Raw genomic sequence first — 16,886 nt, forward strand, 5'->3', positions numbered from 1 at the left:
GATAAGGCGCCTGCGCCGCCATCCGGCAGCTTTTGCCTGATGGCGCTGCGCTTATCAGGCCTACCAGGTACCGTCCGACATGACAGAATTTGGGGATAAATGATGAGCCTGAGCATCACATTAAGCGGAACCGGCGGCGCACAACTGGTGCCGGTGTTTGGCTGCGACTGCGCAGCCTGCCGTCGTGCACGCTTGCAGGAACAGTATCGCCGTCGCCCCTGTAGCGGGGTGATCAAATTCAACGATACCGTTACCCTACTGGACGCGGGCATTCCGCATCTGATGGATGACTGGCCAGTGGGGAGTTTCCGGCAGTTTTTGCTCACCCATTACCATATGGATCACGTCCAGGGGCTGTTCCCGCTGCGTTGGGGCGTGGGCGCGACTATCCCGGTTTACGGTCCACCCGACGAACAGGGCTGTGACGATCTGTTTAAGCATCCTGGCATTCTGGATTTCAGTCGCAAGCTGGAACCTTTCGTTGCTGTCAATTTGCAGGGATTGCAGGTCACGCCGCTGCCACTGATTCACTCAAAGCTAACGTTCGGTTATTTCCTGGAAACCGCCCACAGCCGTGTGGCATGGCTGACTGACACCGCCGGTCTGCCCAACAAGACGCTGACGTTTCTGCAAAACAACCGGCCACAGGTAATGGTTATCGACTGTAGCCATGAACCGCGTCCGGAAGCGCCGCGTAACCATTGCGATTTGAACACGGTTATTGCGCTCAACGAAGTGATCCGCTGCCCGCAGGTGATCCTCACCCATATCAGCCATCAGTTCGACGACTGGCTGATGGAGAACCCCCTGCCGGAAGGGTTTGAAGCGGGATATGACGGGATGAGAATTGTGATGGATTAACCTGCACCACCCTGACCTGTGATGAAAGGCGTTCACTTTTCGAGACTTGTTAACTAGTCTTATGCAAACTATATTAAGACCAGTTAACCAGTCTTAAGGAACGACAATGCCGCACATTATTTTGAGCGATACCACCGCCAGCGTAAGCGAGCTGAAAAAAAATCCCATGGCGACCGTTAACGCAGGTGATGGCTACCCTGTTGCGATTCTGAACCGTAACCAACCTGCATTTTATTGTGTCCCCGCAGAGCTTTACGAAAAAATGCTTGATGCGCTCGACGATCAGCAATTAGTTAAATTGGTTCAGGAGCGCAGTCAACAGCCGCTGGTTGACGTAGATTTGGACAGCTACTTATGAGCTATACGGTAAAGTTCAGGGAGGATGCGCTGAAAGAATGGCGAAAGTTAGATACCCCCATTCAACAGCAGTTTGCCAAAAAATTAAAGAAGTGCTGTGACAACCCACATATCTCTTCAGCCAGGCTGCGGGGTATGAAAGATTGCTACAAAATCAAACTGAAAACGTCTGGCTTTCGTCTTGTTTACCAGGTTATTGATGGCATGCTGGTGATCGCTGTCGTGGCCGTCGGGAAACGCGAACGCAGCGAAGTTTATCACCTCGCCAGCGAACGCCTGCGTTAGCGCTCGTAATCCTCTTCCATTCGGCGCTCTTCGTCGTCAAGCTGTCGGCGTTCTTGATCAAGCTGACGCTGGCGTTCATCCAGTTGCCGACGCCGGTCTTCAAAGTGGCGGCGGCGGTCATCGTACTGTCTGCGACGGTCGTCACTCATTTCGTTTTGCCAACCCTCGTCACGCTCATTGTCATAACCCCGATCGCTCTCAGGTTTGTAGGCGTCGTTGATCGCCTGCTGAATATTGCCAATAGCATCATCAATAATATCGGCCTGCGCCGGAAGGGTGGTCAGCGACAGCAGGCTGAATAAAAAGAGCGTGGAGTAGCGTTTCATAGAACCAGCCTCAAAAGGGGACTGGCTCTACGTTAGTGAACGGTGAATTGTGCGAGTAGTAGAGGAATCTCAAATTCGTTATCGTGGAGGCTCTTCAATCAGTTGGCTTACCCGCTTTTTGTTTTCAGCAACCAGAATAACGCTACGGCATGTCTGGTCCGGAGACTGGCTCCAGATACGCTCTTCGGGAATGCAGCCTCCGTCATAAATAACCCTGGTCCCGTCATACGGCCAAAATGCGCCTTGCTCGATATCCAGTACGAACGCAGCGATCTGGTCGGATTCACGAGCTATTTTTTGCCAAAGCATTTTCCCGCCATCATATTGCTCGAAATCACTGACGAGCGTAACGCCACATCGCAATACCAGGGCCTCGTAAAGCCGTGTCGCCAACCCTTTTTCTCGCTCTGCACGCTCTACACAGACACCGTCTACCTGAACCACCGTTGCGTCTTCCCAGCATCGTTCAACGGCAACGATATCTTTGCCTAACGCGACTTTATGCTGCAAATCCAGCGCTGCGATCACCCTATGTCGAGGTATACCGTCAAATAATTCTACGTCGGCTTCTATAATCGCCGCTCTGGGTGTCTGACTGTCGTAAATGACATTCAATACGCGCCCTGAAAGTTCAAATTCCTCCACCACGCGGAACGCACGCGAGACGGTCATTGGGCTATAGGTTGTTGGCATCACAATCATCTGTGAGTCCCCTTTAGTGAGTACCTGCATAATTCCCTTTATATCCTAATCAGTCGACGTTTGCGCAGATTAGCATCACCGGATCCGTGAACGCGCTGAGTGAGTGTCGGTTCAGCGCGTGAAATTTAATAATCTGAATCGCTCTCGCATTTAATTAGCAATTCATTGAATATTTTCATTTTTTCAACGCCTCCGCCAGTTCCTGCCGGGTGAACGGCTTGCGCAGTAGCGCCACGTCAGGCAGTGCGGGGTTGTTCACCGGGCGTAAATCCTGCCCGCTGATGAGTAATATTGTCAGATGGGGATATCGCGCGATCGCGTGATTCACAACATCTGCTCCACTTAACGCGCCGGGCAGCATTAAGTCGCTGATCAGTATGTCGATCTCTGAAGAGGCTGCCAGCATGTGTAGCGCCTGTTCGCCATTCGCGGCTTCCAGCGTTAGATACCCCAGCAGATGGAGCTGCTCGCACAGCGTTTGACGCACGTCAGCTTCATCTTCCAGTACCAGAACCAGCTTTTCGTCGCTGGTATTGGTTTGCACGGCCGTCGGCTCCGGCTGCGCTGAGGCTGGCACAATGGCGCGCGGTAGCTGCAACCTGACCGTCGTGCCCTGCCCCGGCGCACTTTCGATTTCGACGCGTCCGCCGGACTGCCGGACGAATCCATACACCATCGATAGCCCCAGACCACTGCCGCTGCCGGTCTGTTTGGTGGTGAAGAAAGGTTCAAACACCTGCGCTTTGACCTGCTCGGACATGCCGCTGCCGTGGTCGATCACCTCCAGCGCCACCATATCCTGTTTGCGGCCATCGCTGCGCGTGACACGCTGGTTCCAGGTGCGGATTTTGATCGTTCCCGTCTGCCCGTCCATGGCATCACGGGCGTTCATCACCAGATTGATAATCGCGTTTTCCAGTTGGCTGACGTCGATCCACGCGGGCCAGGCGGGAGACTGCGCCTCCAGTTCCAGCGTGAGGGTCGCGGGCAATGAATGTCGCATCAGTTCGCTGAGATTCTCCAGCAGTGCTTTCATTTCCACAGCATGCGGATGTAGTGACTGTTTACGCGAAAATGCCAGCAGGCGCTGGGTCAGAAGCGCGCCGCGTTCGGCAGCCTTCAGCGCACGGGAGATACGCGGTGCATCCGGCGAGTCGGGATCCGCCAGCTCGAGGCTGCCGATAATCACCGCCAGCAGGTTATTGAAGTCGTGCGCCAGGCCGCCCGTGAGCTGCCCCACCGCTTTCAGCTTCTGGCTGTGCAGCAGCGCCTCTTCCAGCCCCTGCCGTTCAGTGCGGTCGATCTCCATTTGACTGGTTTTTTCTTTCAGCAGCCGCGATGTGCGTTCAAGCGACGCCGTGTTACGGGCAAACACGCTGAAGGCACGCGCCAGTTCCCCCAGTTCATCGCGCCGCTGTAAAGCCGGAACGCTGACGTCGGATTCGCCGTGCGCAAGCCGGGTCATTGCACGGGAGATCGCCGTCAGATTGGAACCCAGATTGCGGTAAATGTACCAGCCGGCAAAGGCGGTAATAACGACCGCCAGTAGGGCAAAAACCAGAATAAACAGCGCACCAGAACGCAATTCCTGATGGCTTTGCGCCACCCGCTGCTCGGAAATAATCGCCACCTGTGCGGCGTAGCGGATGATGTCGTGATTGAGGATCGCCACCAGCGCCTTGATATGAAACATATACCAGCTTATCGCCAGATCGCTTTGCTCCAGCGACGCCGACAGCGGCTCAAGCTTGCCGAGCTCCTGGCTAAAATCAGCGAGAATCCGGGCGATCAGCGGTACGGCATGGCTCAGGGGCAGCGCTGGCATTATGTCATCCAGTTGTTTGACGACTGAACGCGGGGTAGGCGTTTCTATTGCTGCCACCAGCAGCCGATCCATCTCGGCGAGCAATGAAATATCCGGCGGGTTCATCAGCTTTTGCAGATGACGCAGGTAGCTCAGGTTCTGGTACAGCGAACTGAGTAGCGCGTTGCGCTCAAGGTGACGCTGCTGTCCGCGCTGGAGCATCCCCGCCACGCTCTGCTGCAATTCATTGCTGCGCTGAATTATGCGCGTGACCAGTTCAGGTTCCCGCTGTGCCAGCGGTGCAGCGGCCAGTTGATCCAGCGAATGCTTCAGCGCACGCTGCGTTTCCTGTAACCGCTGGGCTTCGCTCTGATATTCCAGCGCGCCAACAACCTGCGATAACCGCACCGCTGCCGTCGCCACGTTTGCGGTATCGCGGGCCAGATTCATGCTTCCGGTCATATCGTCTACGGTCTGGCGTTGCACCAGTTCCTGGCTCTGGCTCGCATGCCGAAAGCCCAGCACCGCCACGCCGCTGACCATCAGCGTGACCGCCACCACCAGCAGATTAAAGAACAGCAATCGCCCGCGCGCACTGGCGAAAAAGTGACGACCGGGCTGCGCCATATCACGCTCCATGAATAAAAATCACAATATGACAAATATGAACGGCTTCTGACATTTTGCATTTACTTTCCTGTGATGGACTGCTGATATCGACAACCTCGCAGGAGATCCGCCATGAGCAGGACACCGGTTCTGGAGATGCGCAATATTGCCAAAGCCTTTGGCAAATTCTATGCGCTGAAAGGGGTCGATTTAACGGTGTTCCCCGGCGAAATCCACGCGCTGATGGGCGAAAATGGCGCCGGGAAAAGCACCCTGATGAAGGTACTGGCGGGGGCGTATCCCGCCACCAGCGGCGACATTCTGATCGACGGGCAGCCGTTCCACATTCGCGGGCCAAAAGACGCCCTGAGCGCCGGTATTACCCTGATTTATCAGGAGATGCAGCTTGCCCCCAATTTGACCGTTGCGGAAAACATCTTTCTCGGTAGCGAGCTGTCGCGCGGCGGTCTGGTGCAGCGCAAAGAGATGGTGCTGCAATCGCAAAAGGTCATCGACCGGCTGGGCGCGCAGTTTAAGGCCAGCGACAGGGTGATGACGCTGACCATCGCCGAGCAGCAGCAGGTTGAAATTGCCCGCGCCCTACACCGTAACAGTCGCATTCTGGTGATGGACGAACCCACCGCCGCCCTCTCCTCGCGCGAAACCCACCGCCTGTTTGAACTGATCATGCGTCTGCGCGATGAAGGCATGGCGATTATCTATATCAGTCACCGCATGGCTGAAGTGTATGAGCTTTCCGATCGCGTCAGCGTGCTGCGCGACGGTCAATACGTCGGCAGCCTGACCCGCGATAACCTCAACGCTGCTGAACTGGTTCGCATGATGGTGGGCCGCCCGTTAAGCGATCTGTTCAATAAAGAGCGTGATATCCCGCTGGGCAACCCGCGTCTTAACGTGCATCACCTGACGGACGGTAGCAAAGTTCAACCCTGCAGCCTGCTGGTGCGCTCCGGGGAGATTGTCGGCCTCGCCGGGCTGGTTGGCGCAGGACGTTCTGAACTCGCACAGCTGATTTTCGGCGTGCGCAAAGCGACTGGCGGGATGATCGAAGTCGACGGTGAACCGGTGGTGATTCACTCCCCTCGCGAAGCCATTGCCCACGGAATCGGTTTTCTGACCGAGAACCGCAAAGAACAGGGGCTGTTTTTAGAACTGGCCGCAGCGGAAAACATCACCATGGCCACCCTGGAGCGTGACGCCAACTGGGGCATGCTCGATCGAAAAAAGGCGCAGACCATTTCCGATGACGCCATAAAGCTGCTCAACATTCGCGTACCGCATGCCCAGGTGCGGGCGGGTGGGCTTTCCGGTGGGAATCAGCAAAAGCTGCTGATCTCGCGCTGGGTGGCGATCGGGCCACGTATTCTGATCCTCGATGAGCCCACGCGCGGGGTCGATGTCGGTGCGAAAAGCGAGATCTACCGCATCATGAATGAGATGGCACGCAAGGGCGTGGCGATCCTGATGATCTCCAGCGAACTGCCGGAGATCGTCGGCATGAGCGACCGGGTCTATGTGATGCGTGAAGGCGATATTGTCGGGGAACTCACCGGCAAAGACATTACTCAGGAAAATATCATGACGCTGGCAACGGGCGTGCACGACTCTCTCCACCAGGCGGTGAAATCATGAATAACTCAACGACTCCTCAGCAGATGGCAAAATCTGCCTCCGCGAAAAAAATGCTAATGAGCGATCTGATGCAAACGGTCGGCATTTTGCCAATTCTGATCCTGATCGTGGCGGTATTTGGCTTTATCGCACCCAATTTCTTCACCGAGAGCAACCTGCTCAATATTACCCGTCAGGCGTCGATCAATATCGTGCTGGCGGCAGGAATGACCTTCATCATTCTGACCGGTGGGATCGACCTTTCCGTCGGTTCAATTCTCGGCACCACGGCGGTGGCGGCGATGGTGGTATCGCTGATCCCGGAATTCGCCATGCTCTCCGTCCCCGCCGCGCTGATGCTCGGCATGGTGCTGGGGCTGTTTAACGGCGCGCTGGTGGCGTTTGCCGGATTGCCGCCGTTTATCGTCACCCTCGGCACCTATACGGCGCTGCGCGGCGCAGCCTATCTGCTGGCCGATGGCACGACCGTGATCAACTCCAGTATCAGCTTTGAGTGGATAGGCAATAACTATCTCGGGCCAGTTCCGTGGCTGGTGGTGATCGCCCTGGCAGTAGTGGTGGTCTGCTGGTTCATCCTGCGCCGTACCACCCTCGGCGTACATATCTACGCGGTCGGCGGCAACATGCAGGCGGCGCGCTTAACCGGCATCAAGGTATGGCTGGTGCTGCTGTTTGTTTACGGCATGAGCGGCCTGCTCTCCGGGCTTGGCGGGGTGATGAGCGCCTCGCGACTGTACAGCGCCAACGGCAACTTAGGCATGGGTTACGAGCTGGATGCGATTGCGGCGGTGATCCTCGGCGGCACCAGCTTTGTCGGCGGGATCGGCACCATTACCGGCACGCTGGTTGGTGCGCTAATCATCGCCACCCTAAACAACGGCATGACGCTGATGGGCGTCTCTTACTTCTGGCAATTGGTGATCAAAGGGGCGGTGATCATCATAGCGGTGCTGATCGACAAATACCGTACCCGGCATCATCAAAGTGCATAACGTGCTTTATCCGGCCTGATGTCCCTAGGCCTGATAAGCACAGCGCCATCAGGCGTAGAACAACAATATCCTACATGAGGAAGAGAAGATGCGTTTGAAACCACTCGTGACCGCGCTCTGTGCTGGCGCACTGCTTGCCGCAACGCCGTTCGTGCAGGCAAAAGATCTGAAGTCCATCGGCGTGACGGTGGGCGACCTGGCCAACCCGTTCTTCGTGCAAATCACCAAAGGTGCGGAGCTGGAAGCGCGTAAGCTGGCAGGCGATGGCGTTAAGGTGACGCTGGTCTCCAGCGGTTACGATCTCGGCCAGCAGGTGTCGCAGATCGACAACTTTATCGCCGCCAAAGTCGACATGATCATCCTTAACGCGGCGGACTCGAAAGGGATCGGCCCGGCGGTGAAACGCGCGCAAGACGCCGGGATCGTGGTAGTTGCCGTTGACGTAGCCGCTGAAGGGGCGGATGCGACCATCACCTCCGATAACACCCAGGCAGGCGAGATGGCCTGTAAATACATCACCGACCGCCTGAAAGGGAAAGGCAACGTGGTGATCATCAACGGGCCGCCGGTGTCTGCGGTGCAGAACCGTGTGGAAGGCTGCCAGACCGAGTTCAAGCGTCATCCGGAAATCAACGTCCTCTCACATAACCAGAACGCCAAAGGCAGTCGTGAAGGCGGGCTGGAGGTGATGACCGCGCTGCTGGCGGCAAATCCGAAAATCGACGGCGTCTTCGCGATTAACGATCCGACGGCGATCGGCGCCGATCTCGCAGCAAAACAGGCGCAGCGTAACGAATTCTTTATCGTTGGCGTGGACGGCTCGCCAGACGGTGAAGAGGCATTGAAGCGTGGAAACTCGCTGTTTGTCGCCACCCCCGCGCAGGATCCGCAGGTGATGGCGGCTAAAGCGGTAGAGATCGGCTATGACATCCTGCAAGGCAAGCCCGCGCCAAAAGAGCCGGTGTTAATCCCGGTGACGATGATCGATAAAAACAACGTCGGCAGCTACAAGGGCTGGACGGTGAAATAACCCGCCACAACCCGATCTTGTAGGCCGGATAAGGCGGTTACGCCGCCATCCGGCAATCCTGCGCCTGATGGCGCTTCGCTTATCAGGCCTACGGGCGCAGCGCCATCCGCATGATATTAAGGAGAATTCTTTCGATGAAACGCTCCGCAATAAACGAGATCCTCGGGCATACCCGGCAGTTCTTTTCCATGCACAACGTGCATCTGCCGGCGTTTGCCAGCTTTACACCCGCGCAATGGCAACAGTTAGATGTAGAAACCTGGCGCGAAGTCTTCGATTTAAAGCTCGGCTGGGACGTTACTGGCTTTGGCGGTAACGATTTCGCCGCTCAGGGCCTCACCCTCTTCGCCCTGCGGAACGGCTCGCCAAAAGGAATGCCTTACGCCAAATGCTATGCAGAGAAAATCATGCATGTCCGCGACGGCCAGGTCACACCGATGCATTTTCACTGGCGTAAGCAGGAGGACATTATTAACCGTGGCGGCGGCAATCTGATTGTCGAATTGTGGAATGCTGGTGCCCACGAACAGACCGCCGAGACTGACGTTAACGTGGTCATCGACGGATGTCGGCAAACCCATGCTGCTGGCAGCCAGCTGCGACTGATGCCGGGCGAAAGCATCTGCCTGACGCCCGGTCTTTATCACAGCTTCTGGGCGGAAAAAGGCTTCGGCGATGTGCTGGTTGGCGAAGTATCTTCCGTCAACGATGATGACCACGACAACCGCTTTTTGCAGCCTATCGCCCGTTATAACGACATCGAAGAAGACGAACCTGCACATCTGGTGTTGTGTAACGAATATCGCCTGTTCCGCTGAACAAGGAGTGCATTATGCCGCTAATTTCTCTTGCTGATGGCCTCGCTCACGCCCGCGAGCATCGCTATGCGCTGGGCGCGTTTAACGTGCTCGATTCCCACTTTCTGCGCGCGCTGTTTGCCGCGGCAAAGCAGGAGCGCTCGCCGTTTATCATCAATATTGCCGAAGTGCATTTTAAGTACATTTCGCTGGATTCTCTGGTTGAGGCGGTGAAGTTTGAGGCCGCCTGTCACGATATCCCGGTGGTGCTGAATCTGGACCACGGCCTGCACTTTGAGTCCGTGGTGCGCGCGCTGCGGCTTGGGTTCAGCTCGGTGATGTTTGACGGCTCCACGCTGGAGTACGAAGAGAACATTCGCCAGACCCGCGAAGTCGTGAAGATGTGCCATGCCGTTGGGGTATCTGTGGAGGCAGAACTGGGCGCAGTTGGCGGTGACGAAGGCGGCGCGTTGTATGGTCATGCCGACGAATCGCTGTTCACCGACCCGCTGCTGGCGCGGGATTTCGTCGACAGAACCGGCATCGACGCGCTGGCCGTCGCCATTGGTAACGCCCACGGTAAATACAAAGGCGACCCTAAACTCGACTTCCCGCGCCTTGACGAGATTCGTCAGCAGGCCGCGATTCCGCTGGTGCTGCACGGCGGCTCCGGCATTAGCGATGCCGATTTTCGTCGTGCCATCGGCCTTGGCATTCACAAAATCAACTTTTATACCGGCATGTCGCAGGCGGCGCTGGCCGCGTTGGAATCGCGGATGGCTAACCGCCAGCCGTTGTACGATGAATTCGCCGAACTGCTGTTAGGCATTGAAGAGGCCATTACCGACACCGTTGCCGAACAGATGCGCATATTTGGCAGCGCGGGGCAGGCCTGATGGCACGTAAAGGTATTATCGCCGCAGGCAATATGCTGGTCGATCATGTGCATCAAATTGTGCAGTGGCCAGAACGCGGGTGGCTGGCAGAGATCACTCAGAGCGAACGCTCAACCGGCGGCGCGCCGCTTAACGTCCTGTTGACGCTCGCCAAAATGCGCACTGGCCTGCCGCTACAGGCGGTGGGGCTGGTGGGTCAGGACGCCGATGGGGACTATATTATGGCGATGCTGGAGCAGTACCACGTTAATCGTCAGCACGTGCAGCGCACAAGCGATGCGCCTACGTCGATGTCGCAGGTCATGACCGATCCCAGCGGGCAACGCACGTTTTTCCACTCCCCTGGCGCCAACCGGCTGCTGGACCTTCCCGCCTTTGAGCGGCTCGACTATTCCATGAAGATCTTCCACCTCGGCTATCTTCTACTGCTTGATAGCCTCGATCGACCGGATGAGGAATATGGCACCCGCAGCGCCCGCCTGCTGGCGCAGATGCGGGAAAACGGCTTTGAAACCTCGCTGGATCTGGTGTCGCGCAAGGGCGATCCGCGCTATCAGCCGCTGGTACTCCCCGCCCTGCGGCATCTCGACTATCTGGTGATTAACGAGCTGGAGGCCGGAGAGTTTAGCGGTCTGGAAACGCGCCAGCCCGACGGAGAGCCGCACATCGCCCACATTGCCAAAGCCGCCCGCGAGTTACTGGCGGCGGGCGTGAAGCAGCGGGTGGTGATTCACTGTCCGGAAGGGGCATGGGGGGAAGCTCCGGATCGGCCCGGCAGTTGGATCGCGTCGCGGCGGTTGTCCCAGCAGGAGATCGTCGGCAGCGTCGGTGCCGGAGATGCCTTTTGTGCCGGATTTCTTTACGGTTGCCATGAGTGCTGGTCGTTGGCGAAGAGCATCGCGCTGGCCCATGCCTGCGCACGCGCGAGCTTGTTGTGCGCAAATGCGATTGATGGCGCAAAGACGCTGGAGGAATTACAGCGCGAAATGTTGAGTTAGGTGCCTGATGGCGCTGCGCTTATCAGGCCTACAGGATTTGTCGCGTTTGTAGACCGGATAAGGTGTTTACACCGCCATCCGACAATCACGCCGCTTTATCGTGATGCTGTACGTCGGCGGCAAACACGTAGCCCAGACCACGCAGCGTTTTAATGAAGACGGGCTGATGTGGATTGACCTCGATCTTGCGGCGTAAGCGCATGATTAATACATCAATAGTGCGGTCAAACACCTCCACGCTATCGCTGTGGGTCAACTCCAGAAGTTGTTCGCGACTCAGTACCCGCCGTGCGTTTTGTGCCAGCGCCACCAGCAGACCATATTCGCCCTGGGTGAGATCGACCGTCTGCCGCTGGGGGTCACGCAACTGGCAGCGAGTGGTATCGAGATGCCAGCCGGCAAATGAGAGCCCGCTGGTGTGCGTCGTTTCTGTTTCCACACCAAAGACACCCACGCGTCGCAGAACGGCTTTCATTCGCGCCACCACCACGCGGGGGTTGAACGGTTTACCGATGTAGTCATCAGCCCCCATTTCCAGCCCCACCACCACGTCCGACTCGCTTCCCAACCCGGTCAGCATCACTACCGGCAGCGCAGGGCGGATTTTCTGAACCTGCTGTAAAACCCACAGGCCATTGGTATCGGGGAGCATCATATCCAGCAGCACCAGCGCGATATCCGGGACGGACTCCACGCACGCCAGCGCCTCCTGCCCGGTATGGCAGACCGTCACCGCAAAGACATGCTCACTCAGCACCTCCTGGAGCAGTGCGCATATCGCCGCGTCATCATCGACAACCAGTATGGCAGGCTTCATCACCTTTCCCCGTTTCACTCCCCTTTGATGAGTGTGATTGATTCTGCCCGGAGTGACAGGTATTGCGCAGAACGGCATGCGGGAAACATAACGCGGGTCACATTGCCGTTGTCATTAGCGGAAATTCGTCACGTCAAATATGACGACAGCCTGTTTTTCGTCAGGGTTTTGTCCAAAAAATAGCCGTAACATCAGGGAAAGTCCCCAATTTAAATATGGCATAAAAGATGCATACTCAGGGCGAGAAGCGCGTATGCGCGATTTGAATAACTGGAGCGAAACCGATGAAAAAAGTCGTCACGGTTTGTCCGTATTGCGCATCAGGTTGCAAAATTAACCTGGTGGTCGATAGCGGTAAAATCGTCCGGGCTGAGGCGGCGCAGGGGAAAACCAACCAGGGTACCCTGTGTCTGAAAGGCTATTACGGCTGGGATTTTATTAACGATACCCAGATCCTGACCCCGCGCCTGAAGACCCCAATGATTCGTCGCCAGCGTGGCGGCAAACTGGAATCCGTTTCCTGGGATGAAGCGCTGAATTACGTCGCTGAACGTCTGAGCGCCATCAAAGAGAAGTACGGTCCTGACGCCATCCAGACCACCGGCTCTTCTCGCGGTACCGGGAATGAAACCAACTATGTAATGCAAAAATTTGCGCGCGCCGTTATTGGTACCAATAACGTTGACTGCTGCGCTCGCGTCTGACACGGCCCATCGGTTGCAGGTCTGCACCAGTCGGTCGGTAACGGCGCAATGAGTAATGCGATTAACGAAATTGATAATACCGATTTAGTGTTTATCTTCGGGTACAACCCGGCCGATTCCCACCCAATTGTGGCGAATCACGTGATTAACGCTAAGCGTAACGGGGCGAAAATAATCGTCTGCGATCCACGCAAAATTGAAACCGCGCGCATTGCTGACATGCACATCGCATTGAAAAACGGCTCGAATATCGCGCTGTTAAATGCCATGGGGCACGTCATTATTGAAGAAAATCTGTACGATAAGGCGTTTGTTGCCTCCCGTACTGAAGGCTTTGACGAGTATCGCAAGATTGTCGAAGGCTATACGCCAGAGTCCGTTGAAGAGATTACGGGCGTGAGCGCGAACGACATCCGTCAGGCGGCGCGGATGTATGCCGGGGCGAAAAGCGCGGCGATTCTGTGGGGCATGGGCGTGACCCAGTTCTATCAGGGTGTGGAAACCGTACGCTCATTAACCAGCCTCGCAATGCTGACCGGTAACCTTGGGAAGCCAAGCGTGGGTGTGAACCCGGTGCGTGGTCAGAACAACGTCCAGGGTGCCTGCGATATGGGCGCACTGCCGGATACCTATCCGGGCTATCAGTACGTGAAAGATCCGGCTAACCGTGAGAAATTCGCCAAAGCCTGGGGCGTCGAAAGCCTGCCTGCACATACCGGTTATCGCATAAGCGAACTGCCGCACCGTGCGGCGCATGGTGAAGTGCGCGCGGCGTACATTATGGGTGAAGATCCGCTACAAACCGATGCAGAACTCTCTGCGGTGCGCAAAGGCTTTGAGGATCTGGAACTGGTCATCGTGCAGGACATCTTTATGACCAAAACCGCGTCGGCGGCGGATGTGATTTTACCGTCAACGTCGTGGGGCGAACATGAAGGCGTATTTACCGCGGCTGACCGTGGGTTCCAGCGCTTCTTTAAAGCCGTTGAACCGAAGTGGGATCTGAAAACGGACTGGCAAATCATCAGTGAGATCGCCACCCGAATGGGCTACCCGATGCACTACAACAACACCCAGGAGATCTGGGATGAGTTGCGTCATCTGTGCCCGGATTTCTATGGTGCCACCTACGAGAAGATGGGCGAACTGGGTTACATACAGTGGCCGTGTCGCGACACTTCGGACGCCGATCAGGGTACCTCATATCTCTTTAAAGAGAAGTTTGATACCCCGAACGGTCTGGCGCAGTTCTTCACCTGTGACTGGGTAGCGCCTATCGACAAGCTGACCGAGGAGTACCCAATGGTGCTGTCTACGGTACGTGAAGTCGGCCACTACTCCTGTCGCTCAATGACCGGCAACTGCGCGGCGCTGGCTGCGCTGGCGGACGAACCGGGCTATGCGCAAATCAACGCTGCCGACGCCGCGCGTCTGGGCATTGAAGATGAAGCGCTGGTGTGGGTTAACTCGCGTAAAGGCAAAATTATCACTCGTGCGCAGGTCAGTGAACGTCCGAATAAAGGGGCGATTTATATGACCTACCAGTGGTGGATTGGGGCCTGTAACGAACTGGTGACAGAGAACTTAAGCCCGATTACCAAAACGCCGGAGTATAAATATTGCGCCGTTAACGTCGAGCCGATCGCCGATCAGCGTGCCGCCGAGCAATATGTGATTGACGAGTACAACAAGCTGAAAACCCGCCTGCGCGAAAGCGCAATGGGGTAATGCAAATTGCCTGATGGCGCTACGCTTATCAGGCCTACGAGCGAACACCTCACTGTAGGCCGGATAAGATGCGTTAGCATCGCCATCAGGCATTTTCCTTGCAGCAGCCTCCGTCCGGAGGCTGTTTTTTTATCCATTCAATCTCTTTATACTGTCTTCTCCATACCCTAAATAAAACTCAAAATGAAACCACTTCTTGCATTGATGTTATTTATGACATTCTTTGCCAATGCCGCCGATCCTGAGCCAGGAAGCCAGTATTTGCAGGCAGCAGAGGCAGGTGACAGACGCGCACAATATTTTCTGGCCGACAGTTGGCTGAGCTATGGCGATTTAAACAAAGCTGAATATTGGGCACAAAAGGCCGCAAACAATGGTGATGCCGATGCCTGCGCACTGTTGGCGCAAATCAAAATCACGAATCCGGTGAGCCTGGATTACCCTGAAGCGAAAACACTGGCGGAAAAAGCCGCTCAGGCGGGCAGTAAGGCGGGCGAAATAACGCTGGCGCGAATTCTGGTGAACACGCAAGCGGGTAAGCCTGATTATCCAAAAGCAATTTTATTGCTGCAAAACGCCTCCGACAATCTGGAAAGCGACGTGGCGGTGGATGCCCAAATGCTGCTTGGCTTAATTTACGCTAACGGCGTCGGTATTCCGGCTGACGATGCAAAGGCGACCTGGTATTTCAAACGCAGCTCGGCCATTTCCCGAACCGGATACTCCGAATACTGGGCGGGAATGATGTTCCTGAACGGTGAACAGGGCTTTATTGAAAAGAACAAACAGAAGGCGCTGCACTGGTTAAATCTGAGCTGTAGCGAAGGGTTTGATACCGGCTGTGAAGAGTTTGAAAAGTTAACGAACGGGTGATGCTCACGCGTCTTATCAGGCCTACATTCTCGTTCTCGTAGGCCTGATAAGCGAAGCGCCATCAGGCACTCACGCATCAACCATTATTGGGCGGTCTTGTCGAATTTGCCCAGCACTTCGCGCTCATACGCCAGCGCTTTCTTACGGTCAAATTTGTGTTCCCACTTGGCGACAACCAGCACCGCCAGCGCATTACCCACCACATTCAGCGCAGTACGCGCCATGTCGAGAATACGGTCAACCCCTGCGATAAAGGCCAGTCCCTCCAGCGGGATCCCCACGCTGCCCAGCGTTGCCAGCAGGACCACAAAGGAAACACCCGGCACGCCGGCAATCCCTTTGGACGTCACCATCAGCGTCAGTACCAGCACGATTTCCTGCCACAGTGAAAGGTCGATGCCATAAAGCTGGGCAATGAAAATTGCCGCAATACTCTGATACAGCGTAGAACCGTCAAGGTTAAACGAGTAACCGGTCGGCACCACGAAACTGGTGATGGAGGCCGGTGCGCCATAGGCTTCCATCTTTTCGATAATACGCGGCAGCACGCTCTCGGAACTGGCGGTTGAGTACGCCAGAATCAGCTCATCTTTCAGGATACGGATCAGGATCCATACGCTCAGACCGCAAATACGCGCGACGATACCCAGCACCACCAGCGCGAAGAACAGAATCGCAAAGTGAACCAGCAGCACCAGCTTCGCCAGCGGCCACAGCGAGGAAAAGCCAAAGTTCGCTACGGTGACAGCAATCAGCGCGAATACACCGACCGGCGCATAGCGCATCACCATGTGCGTCACTTTGAACATGGTTTCGGAAATGGAACGGAACACTGTCACCAGCGGCTCACGATGCGCGGCGGGCAGTGAAGAAAGCCCCAGACCGAACAAGACCGAAAAGAAGATAATCGGCAGCATTTCGCCTTTCGCCATCGAGGCCACCACGTTAGTCGGCACCAGCGACAAAATGGTTCCCATCAGGCCGTGCGCGTGGCTCTGCACTTCTGCTGTTGTATTCTGATATTTCGAAATATCCACTGTCGCCAGTTGGGACATATCGATCCCGGCGCCAGGCTGAAATACATTCGCCAACGTTATGCCGAGAATGATGGCTACGGTGGTGATCACTTCAAAATAGATAATGGTTTTTGCGCCAAGGCGGCCCAACTGTTTAGCATCGCCAACCCCAGCGATACCAACGATGAGCGTCGAGATGACGATCGGGACGACGATCATTTTGATCAGGTGGATAAAGATATCCCCTGCCGGTGAGAGCAGGTTGGCAATCAGCCACTCACGGCTGTCGCTGTGGTAGTGCAGATAGCTTCCCAGCAGAATGCCCAGCACCATAGCCAGCAAGATCTGCCAGGCCAGGCTGAATTTGAAATTCTTCATAACAACTGACTTCCTCAATGGAGCGCCATTCCCCTTGAAAAAGAGAAACGGTTACATACT

Annotated in this window: 16 protein-coding genes; 11 read left to right on the forward strand and 5 right to left on the reverse strand. The window is 55.9% G+C overall.

Going from position 1 to position 16,886, the window contains the following annotated elements; genetic code table 11:
* The first annotated feature begins 102 nt into the window (after positions 1-102).
* The 3 genes from phnP (at position 103) to HVY19_RS18715 (ending at position 1,503) form a co-directional block, all read left to right on the forward strand.
* Positions 103-861, forward strand: coding sequence for a phosphonate metabolism protein PhnP (gene phnP, locus HVY19_RS18705; protein WP_181684330.1), 759 nt, complete (start codon positions 103-105; stop codon positions 859-861).
* 106 nt (positions 862-967) lie between these two features.
* A complete protein-coding gene (locus tag HVY19_RS18710; RefSeq protein WP_181682097.1) occupies positions 968-1,219 on the forward strand; it encodes an antitoxin in 252 nt (83 codons plus the stop codon).
* Entirely contained in the window at positions 1,216-1,503 is a 288-nt protein-coding gene (locus HVY19_RS18715; protein WP_181682098.1) for a type II toxin-antitoxin system RelE/ParE family toxin, read from the forward strand. The genes HVY19_RS18710 and HVY19_RS18715 overlap by 4 nt, the downstream gene beginning before the upstream one ends.
* Here the strand turns inward: HVY19_RS18715 and yjdP are convergent.
* The 3 genes from yjdP to HVY19_RS18730 form a co-directional block, all read right to left on the reverse strand.
* Positions 1,500-1,829 (reverse strand): DDRRRQL repeat protein YjdP, encoded by a 330-nt coding sequence (gene yjdP / locus HVY19_RS18720; RefSeq protein WP_181682099.1) that lies wholly within the window; start codon positions 1,827-1,829, stop codon positions 1,500-1,502. The genes HVY19_RS18715 and yjdP overlap by 4 nt on opposite strands.
* A gap of 78 nt (positions 1,830-1,907) precedes the next feature.
* Complete coding sequence (locus HVY19_RS18725; protein ID WP_181684331.1) at positions 1,908-2,531, reverse strand: GNAT family N-acetyltransferase; 624 nt, start codon at positions 2,529-2,531, stop codon at positions 1,908-1,910.
* 175 nt (positions 2,532-2,706) lie between these two features.
* Positions 2,707-4,962, reverse strand: a complete 2,256-nt coding sequence (locus HVY19_RS18730) for an ATP-binding protein (protein WP_181682100.1) — start codon at positions 4,960-4,962, stop codon at positions 2,707-2,709.
* A gap of 114 nt (positions 4,963-5,076) precedes the next feature.
* On the opposite strand from HVY19_RS18730, the gene HVY19_RS18735 reads away from it, so the two are divergent.
* The 6 genes from HVY19_RS18735 to HVY19_RS18760 all read left to right on the forward strand — a co-directional run bounded on the left by HVY19_RS18735 (position 5,077) and on the right by HVY19_RS18760 (position 11,310).
* Positions 5,077-6,597: a sugar ABC transporter ATP-binding protein gene (locus HVY19_RS18735; protein ID WP_181682101.1), complete on the forward strand. Its 1,521-nt coding sequence runs from the start codon at positions 5,077-5,079 to the stop codon at positions 6,595-6,597.
* Entirely contained in the window at positions 6,594-7,589 is a 996-nt protein-coding gene (locus HVY19_RS18740; RefSeq protein ID WP_181682102.1) for a ribose ABC transporter permease, read from the forward strand. The genes HVY19_RS18735 and HVY19_RS18740 overlap by 4 nt, the downstream gene beginning before the upstream one ends.
* Before the next feature lie 88 nt (positions 7,590-7,677).
* Positions 7,678-8,619 carry an ABC transporter substrate-binding protein gene (locus tag HVY19_RS18745; RefSeq protein WP_181682103.1) on the forward strand — a complete coding sequence of 314 codons (942 nt, stop codon included), beginning with the start codon at positions 7,678-7,680 and terminating at the stop codon, positions 8,617-8,619.
* A 134-nt stretch (positions 8,620-8,753) separates the two neighbouring features.
* Complete coding sequence (locus HVY19_RS18750; RefSeq protein WP_181682104.1) at positions 8,754-9,437, forward strand: D-lyxose/D-mannose family sugar isomerase; 684 nt, start codon at positions 8,754-8,756, stop codon at positions 9,435-9,437.
* 14 nt (positions 9,438-9,451) lie between these two features.
* Positions 9,452-10,312, forward strand: a complete 861-nt coding sequence (locus HVY19_RS18755; protein WP_181682105.1) for a ketose 1,6-bisphosphate aldolase — start codon at positions 9,452-9,454, stop codon at positions 10,310-10,312.
* On the forward strand, positions 10,309-11,310 hold the full coding sequence (locus HVY19_RS18760) for a carbohydrate kinase family protein (protein ID WP_181684332.1): 1,002 nt from the start codon (positions 10,309-10,311) through the stop codon (positions 11,308-11,310). The genes HVY19_RS18755 and HVY19_RS18760 overlap by 4 nt, the downstream gene beginning before the upstream one ends.
* An 85-nt stretch (positions 11,311-11,395) precedes the next feature.
* On the opposite strand, the gene HVY19_RS18765 is transcribed toward HVY19_RS18760, so the two are convergent.
* Positions 11,396-12,127 (reverse strand): response regulator transcription factor, encoded by a 732-nt coding sequence (locus tag HVY19_RS18765; protein ID WP_181682106.1) that lies wholly within the window; start codon positions 12,125-12,127, stop codon positions 11,396-11,398.
* A 284-nt stretch (positions 12,128-12,411) separates the two neighbouring features.
* Here HVY19_RS18765 and fdhF point away from each other — a divergent pair, with 284 nt between their 5' ends.
* Entirely contained in the window at positions 12,412-14,559 is a 2,148-nt protein-coding gene (gene fdhF, locus HVY19_RS18770; protein WP_181682107.1) for a formate dehydrogenase subunit alpha, read from the forward strand.
* 183 nt (positions 14,560-14,742) lie between these two features.
* Complete coding sequence (gene yjcO / locus HVY19_RS18775; protein WP_181682108.1) at positions 14,743-15,432, forward strand: Sel1 family TPR-like repeat protein YjcO; 690 nt, start codon at positions 14,743-14,745, stop codon at positions 15,430-15,432.
* An 83-nt stretch (positions 15,433-15,515) separates the two neighbouring features.
* On the opposite strand, the gene gltP is transcribed toward yjcO, so the two are convergent.
* Positions 15,516-16,826, reverse strand: a complete 1,311-nt coding sequence (gene gltP, locus HVY19_RS18780) for a glutamate/aspartate:proton symporter GltP (RefSeq protein WP_181682109.1) — start codon at positions 16,824-16,826, stop codon at positions 15,516-15,518.
* Positions 16,827-16,886: the final 60 nt, after the last annotated feature.

Source organism: Citrobacter sp. RHB25-C09 (assembly GCF_013836145.1).
Taxonomy (GTDB): domain Bacteria; phylum Pseudomonadota; class Gammaproteobacteria; order Enterobacterales; family Enterobacteriaceae; genus Citrobacter_A.

Bases quoted from the DNA above. Each gene is read 5' to 3' on its own strand.
- phnP (WP_181684330.1), top strand. From the start codon at position 103: ATGAGCCTGAGCATCACATTAAGCGGAACCGGCGGCGCACAACTGGTG.
- HVY19_RS18710 (WP_181682097.1), top strand. From the start codon at position 968: ATGCCGCACATTATTTTGAGCGATACCACCGCCAGCGTAAGCGAGCTG.
- HVY19_RS18715 (WP_181682098.1), top strand. From the start codon at position 1,216: ATGAGCTATACGGTAAAGTTCAGGGAGGATGCGCTGAAAGAATGGCGA.
- yjdP (WP_181682099.1), bottom strand. From the start codon at position 1,829: ATGAAACGCTACTCCACGCTCTTTTTATTCAGCCTGCTGTCGCTGACC.
- HVY19_RS18725 (WP_181684331.1), bottom strand. From the start codon at position 2,531: ATGATTGTGATGCCAACAACCTATAGCCCAATGACCGTCTCGCGTGCG.
- HVY19_RS18730 (WP_181682100.1), bottom strand. From the start codon at position 4,962: ATGGCGCAGCCCGGTCGTCACTTTTTCGCCAGTGCGCGCGGGCGATTG.
- HVY19_RS18735 (WP_181682101.1), top strand. From the start codon at position 5,077: ATGAGCAGGACACCGGTTCTGGAGATGCGCAATATTGCCAAAGCCTTT.
- HVY19_RS18740 (WP_181682102.1), top strand. From the start codon at position 6,594: ATGAATAACTCAACGACTCCTCAGCAGATGGCAAAATCTGCCTCCGCG.
- HVY19_RS18745 (WP_181682103.1), top strand. From the start codon at position 7,678: ATGCGTTTGAAACCACTCGTGACCGCGCTCTGTGCTGGCGCACTGCTT.
- HVY19_RS18750 (WP_181682104.1), top strand. From the start codon at position 8,754: ATGAAACGCTCCGCAATAAACGAGATCCTCGGGCATACCCGGCAGTTC.
- HVY19_RS18755 (WP_181682105.1), top strand. From the start codon at position 9,452: ATGCCGCTAATTTCTCTTGCTGATGGCCTCGCTCACGCCCGCGAGCAT.
- HVY19_RS18765 (WP_181682106.1), bottom strand. From the start codon at position 12,127: ATGAAGCCTGCCATACTGGTTGTCGATGATGACGCGGCGATATGCGCA.
- yjcO (WP_181682108.1), top strand. From the start codon at position 14,743: ATGAAACCACTTCTTGCATTGATGTTATTTATGACATTCTTTGCCAAT.
- gltP (WP_181682109.1), bottom strand. From the start codon at position 16,826: ATGAAGAATTTCAAATTCAGCCTGGCCTGGCAGATCTTGCTGGCTATG.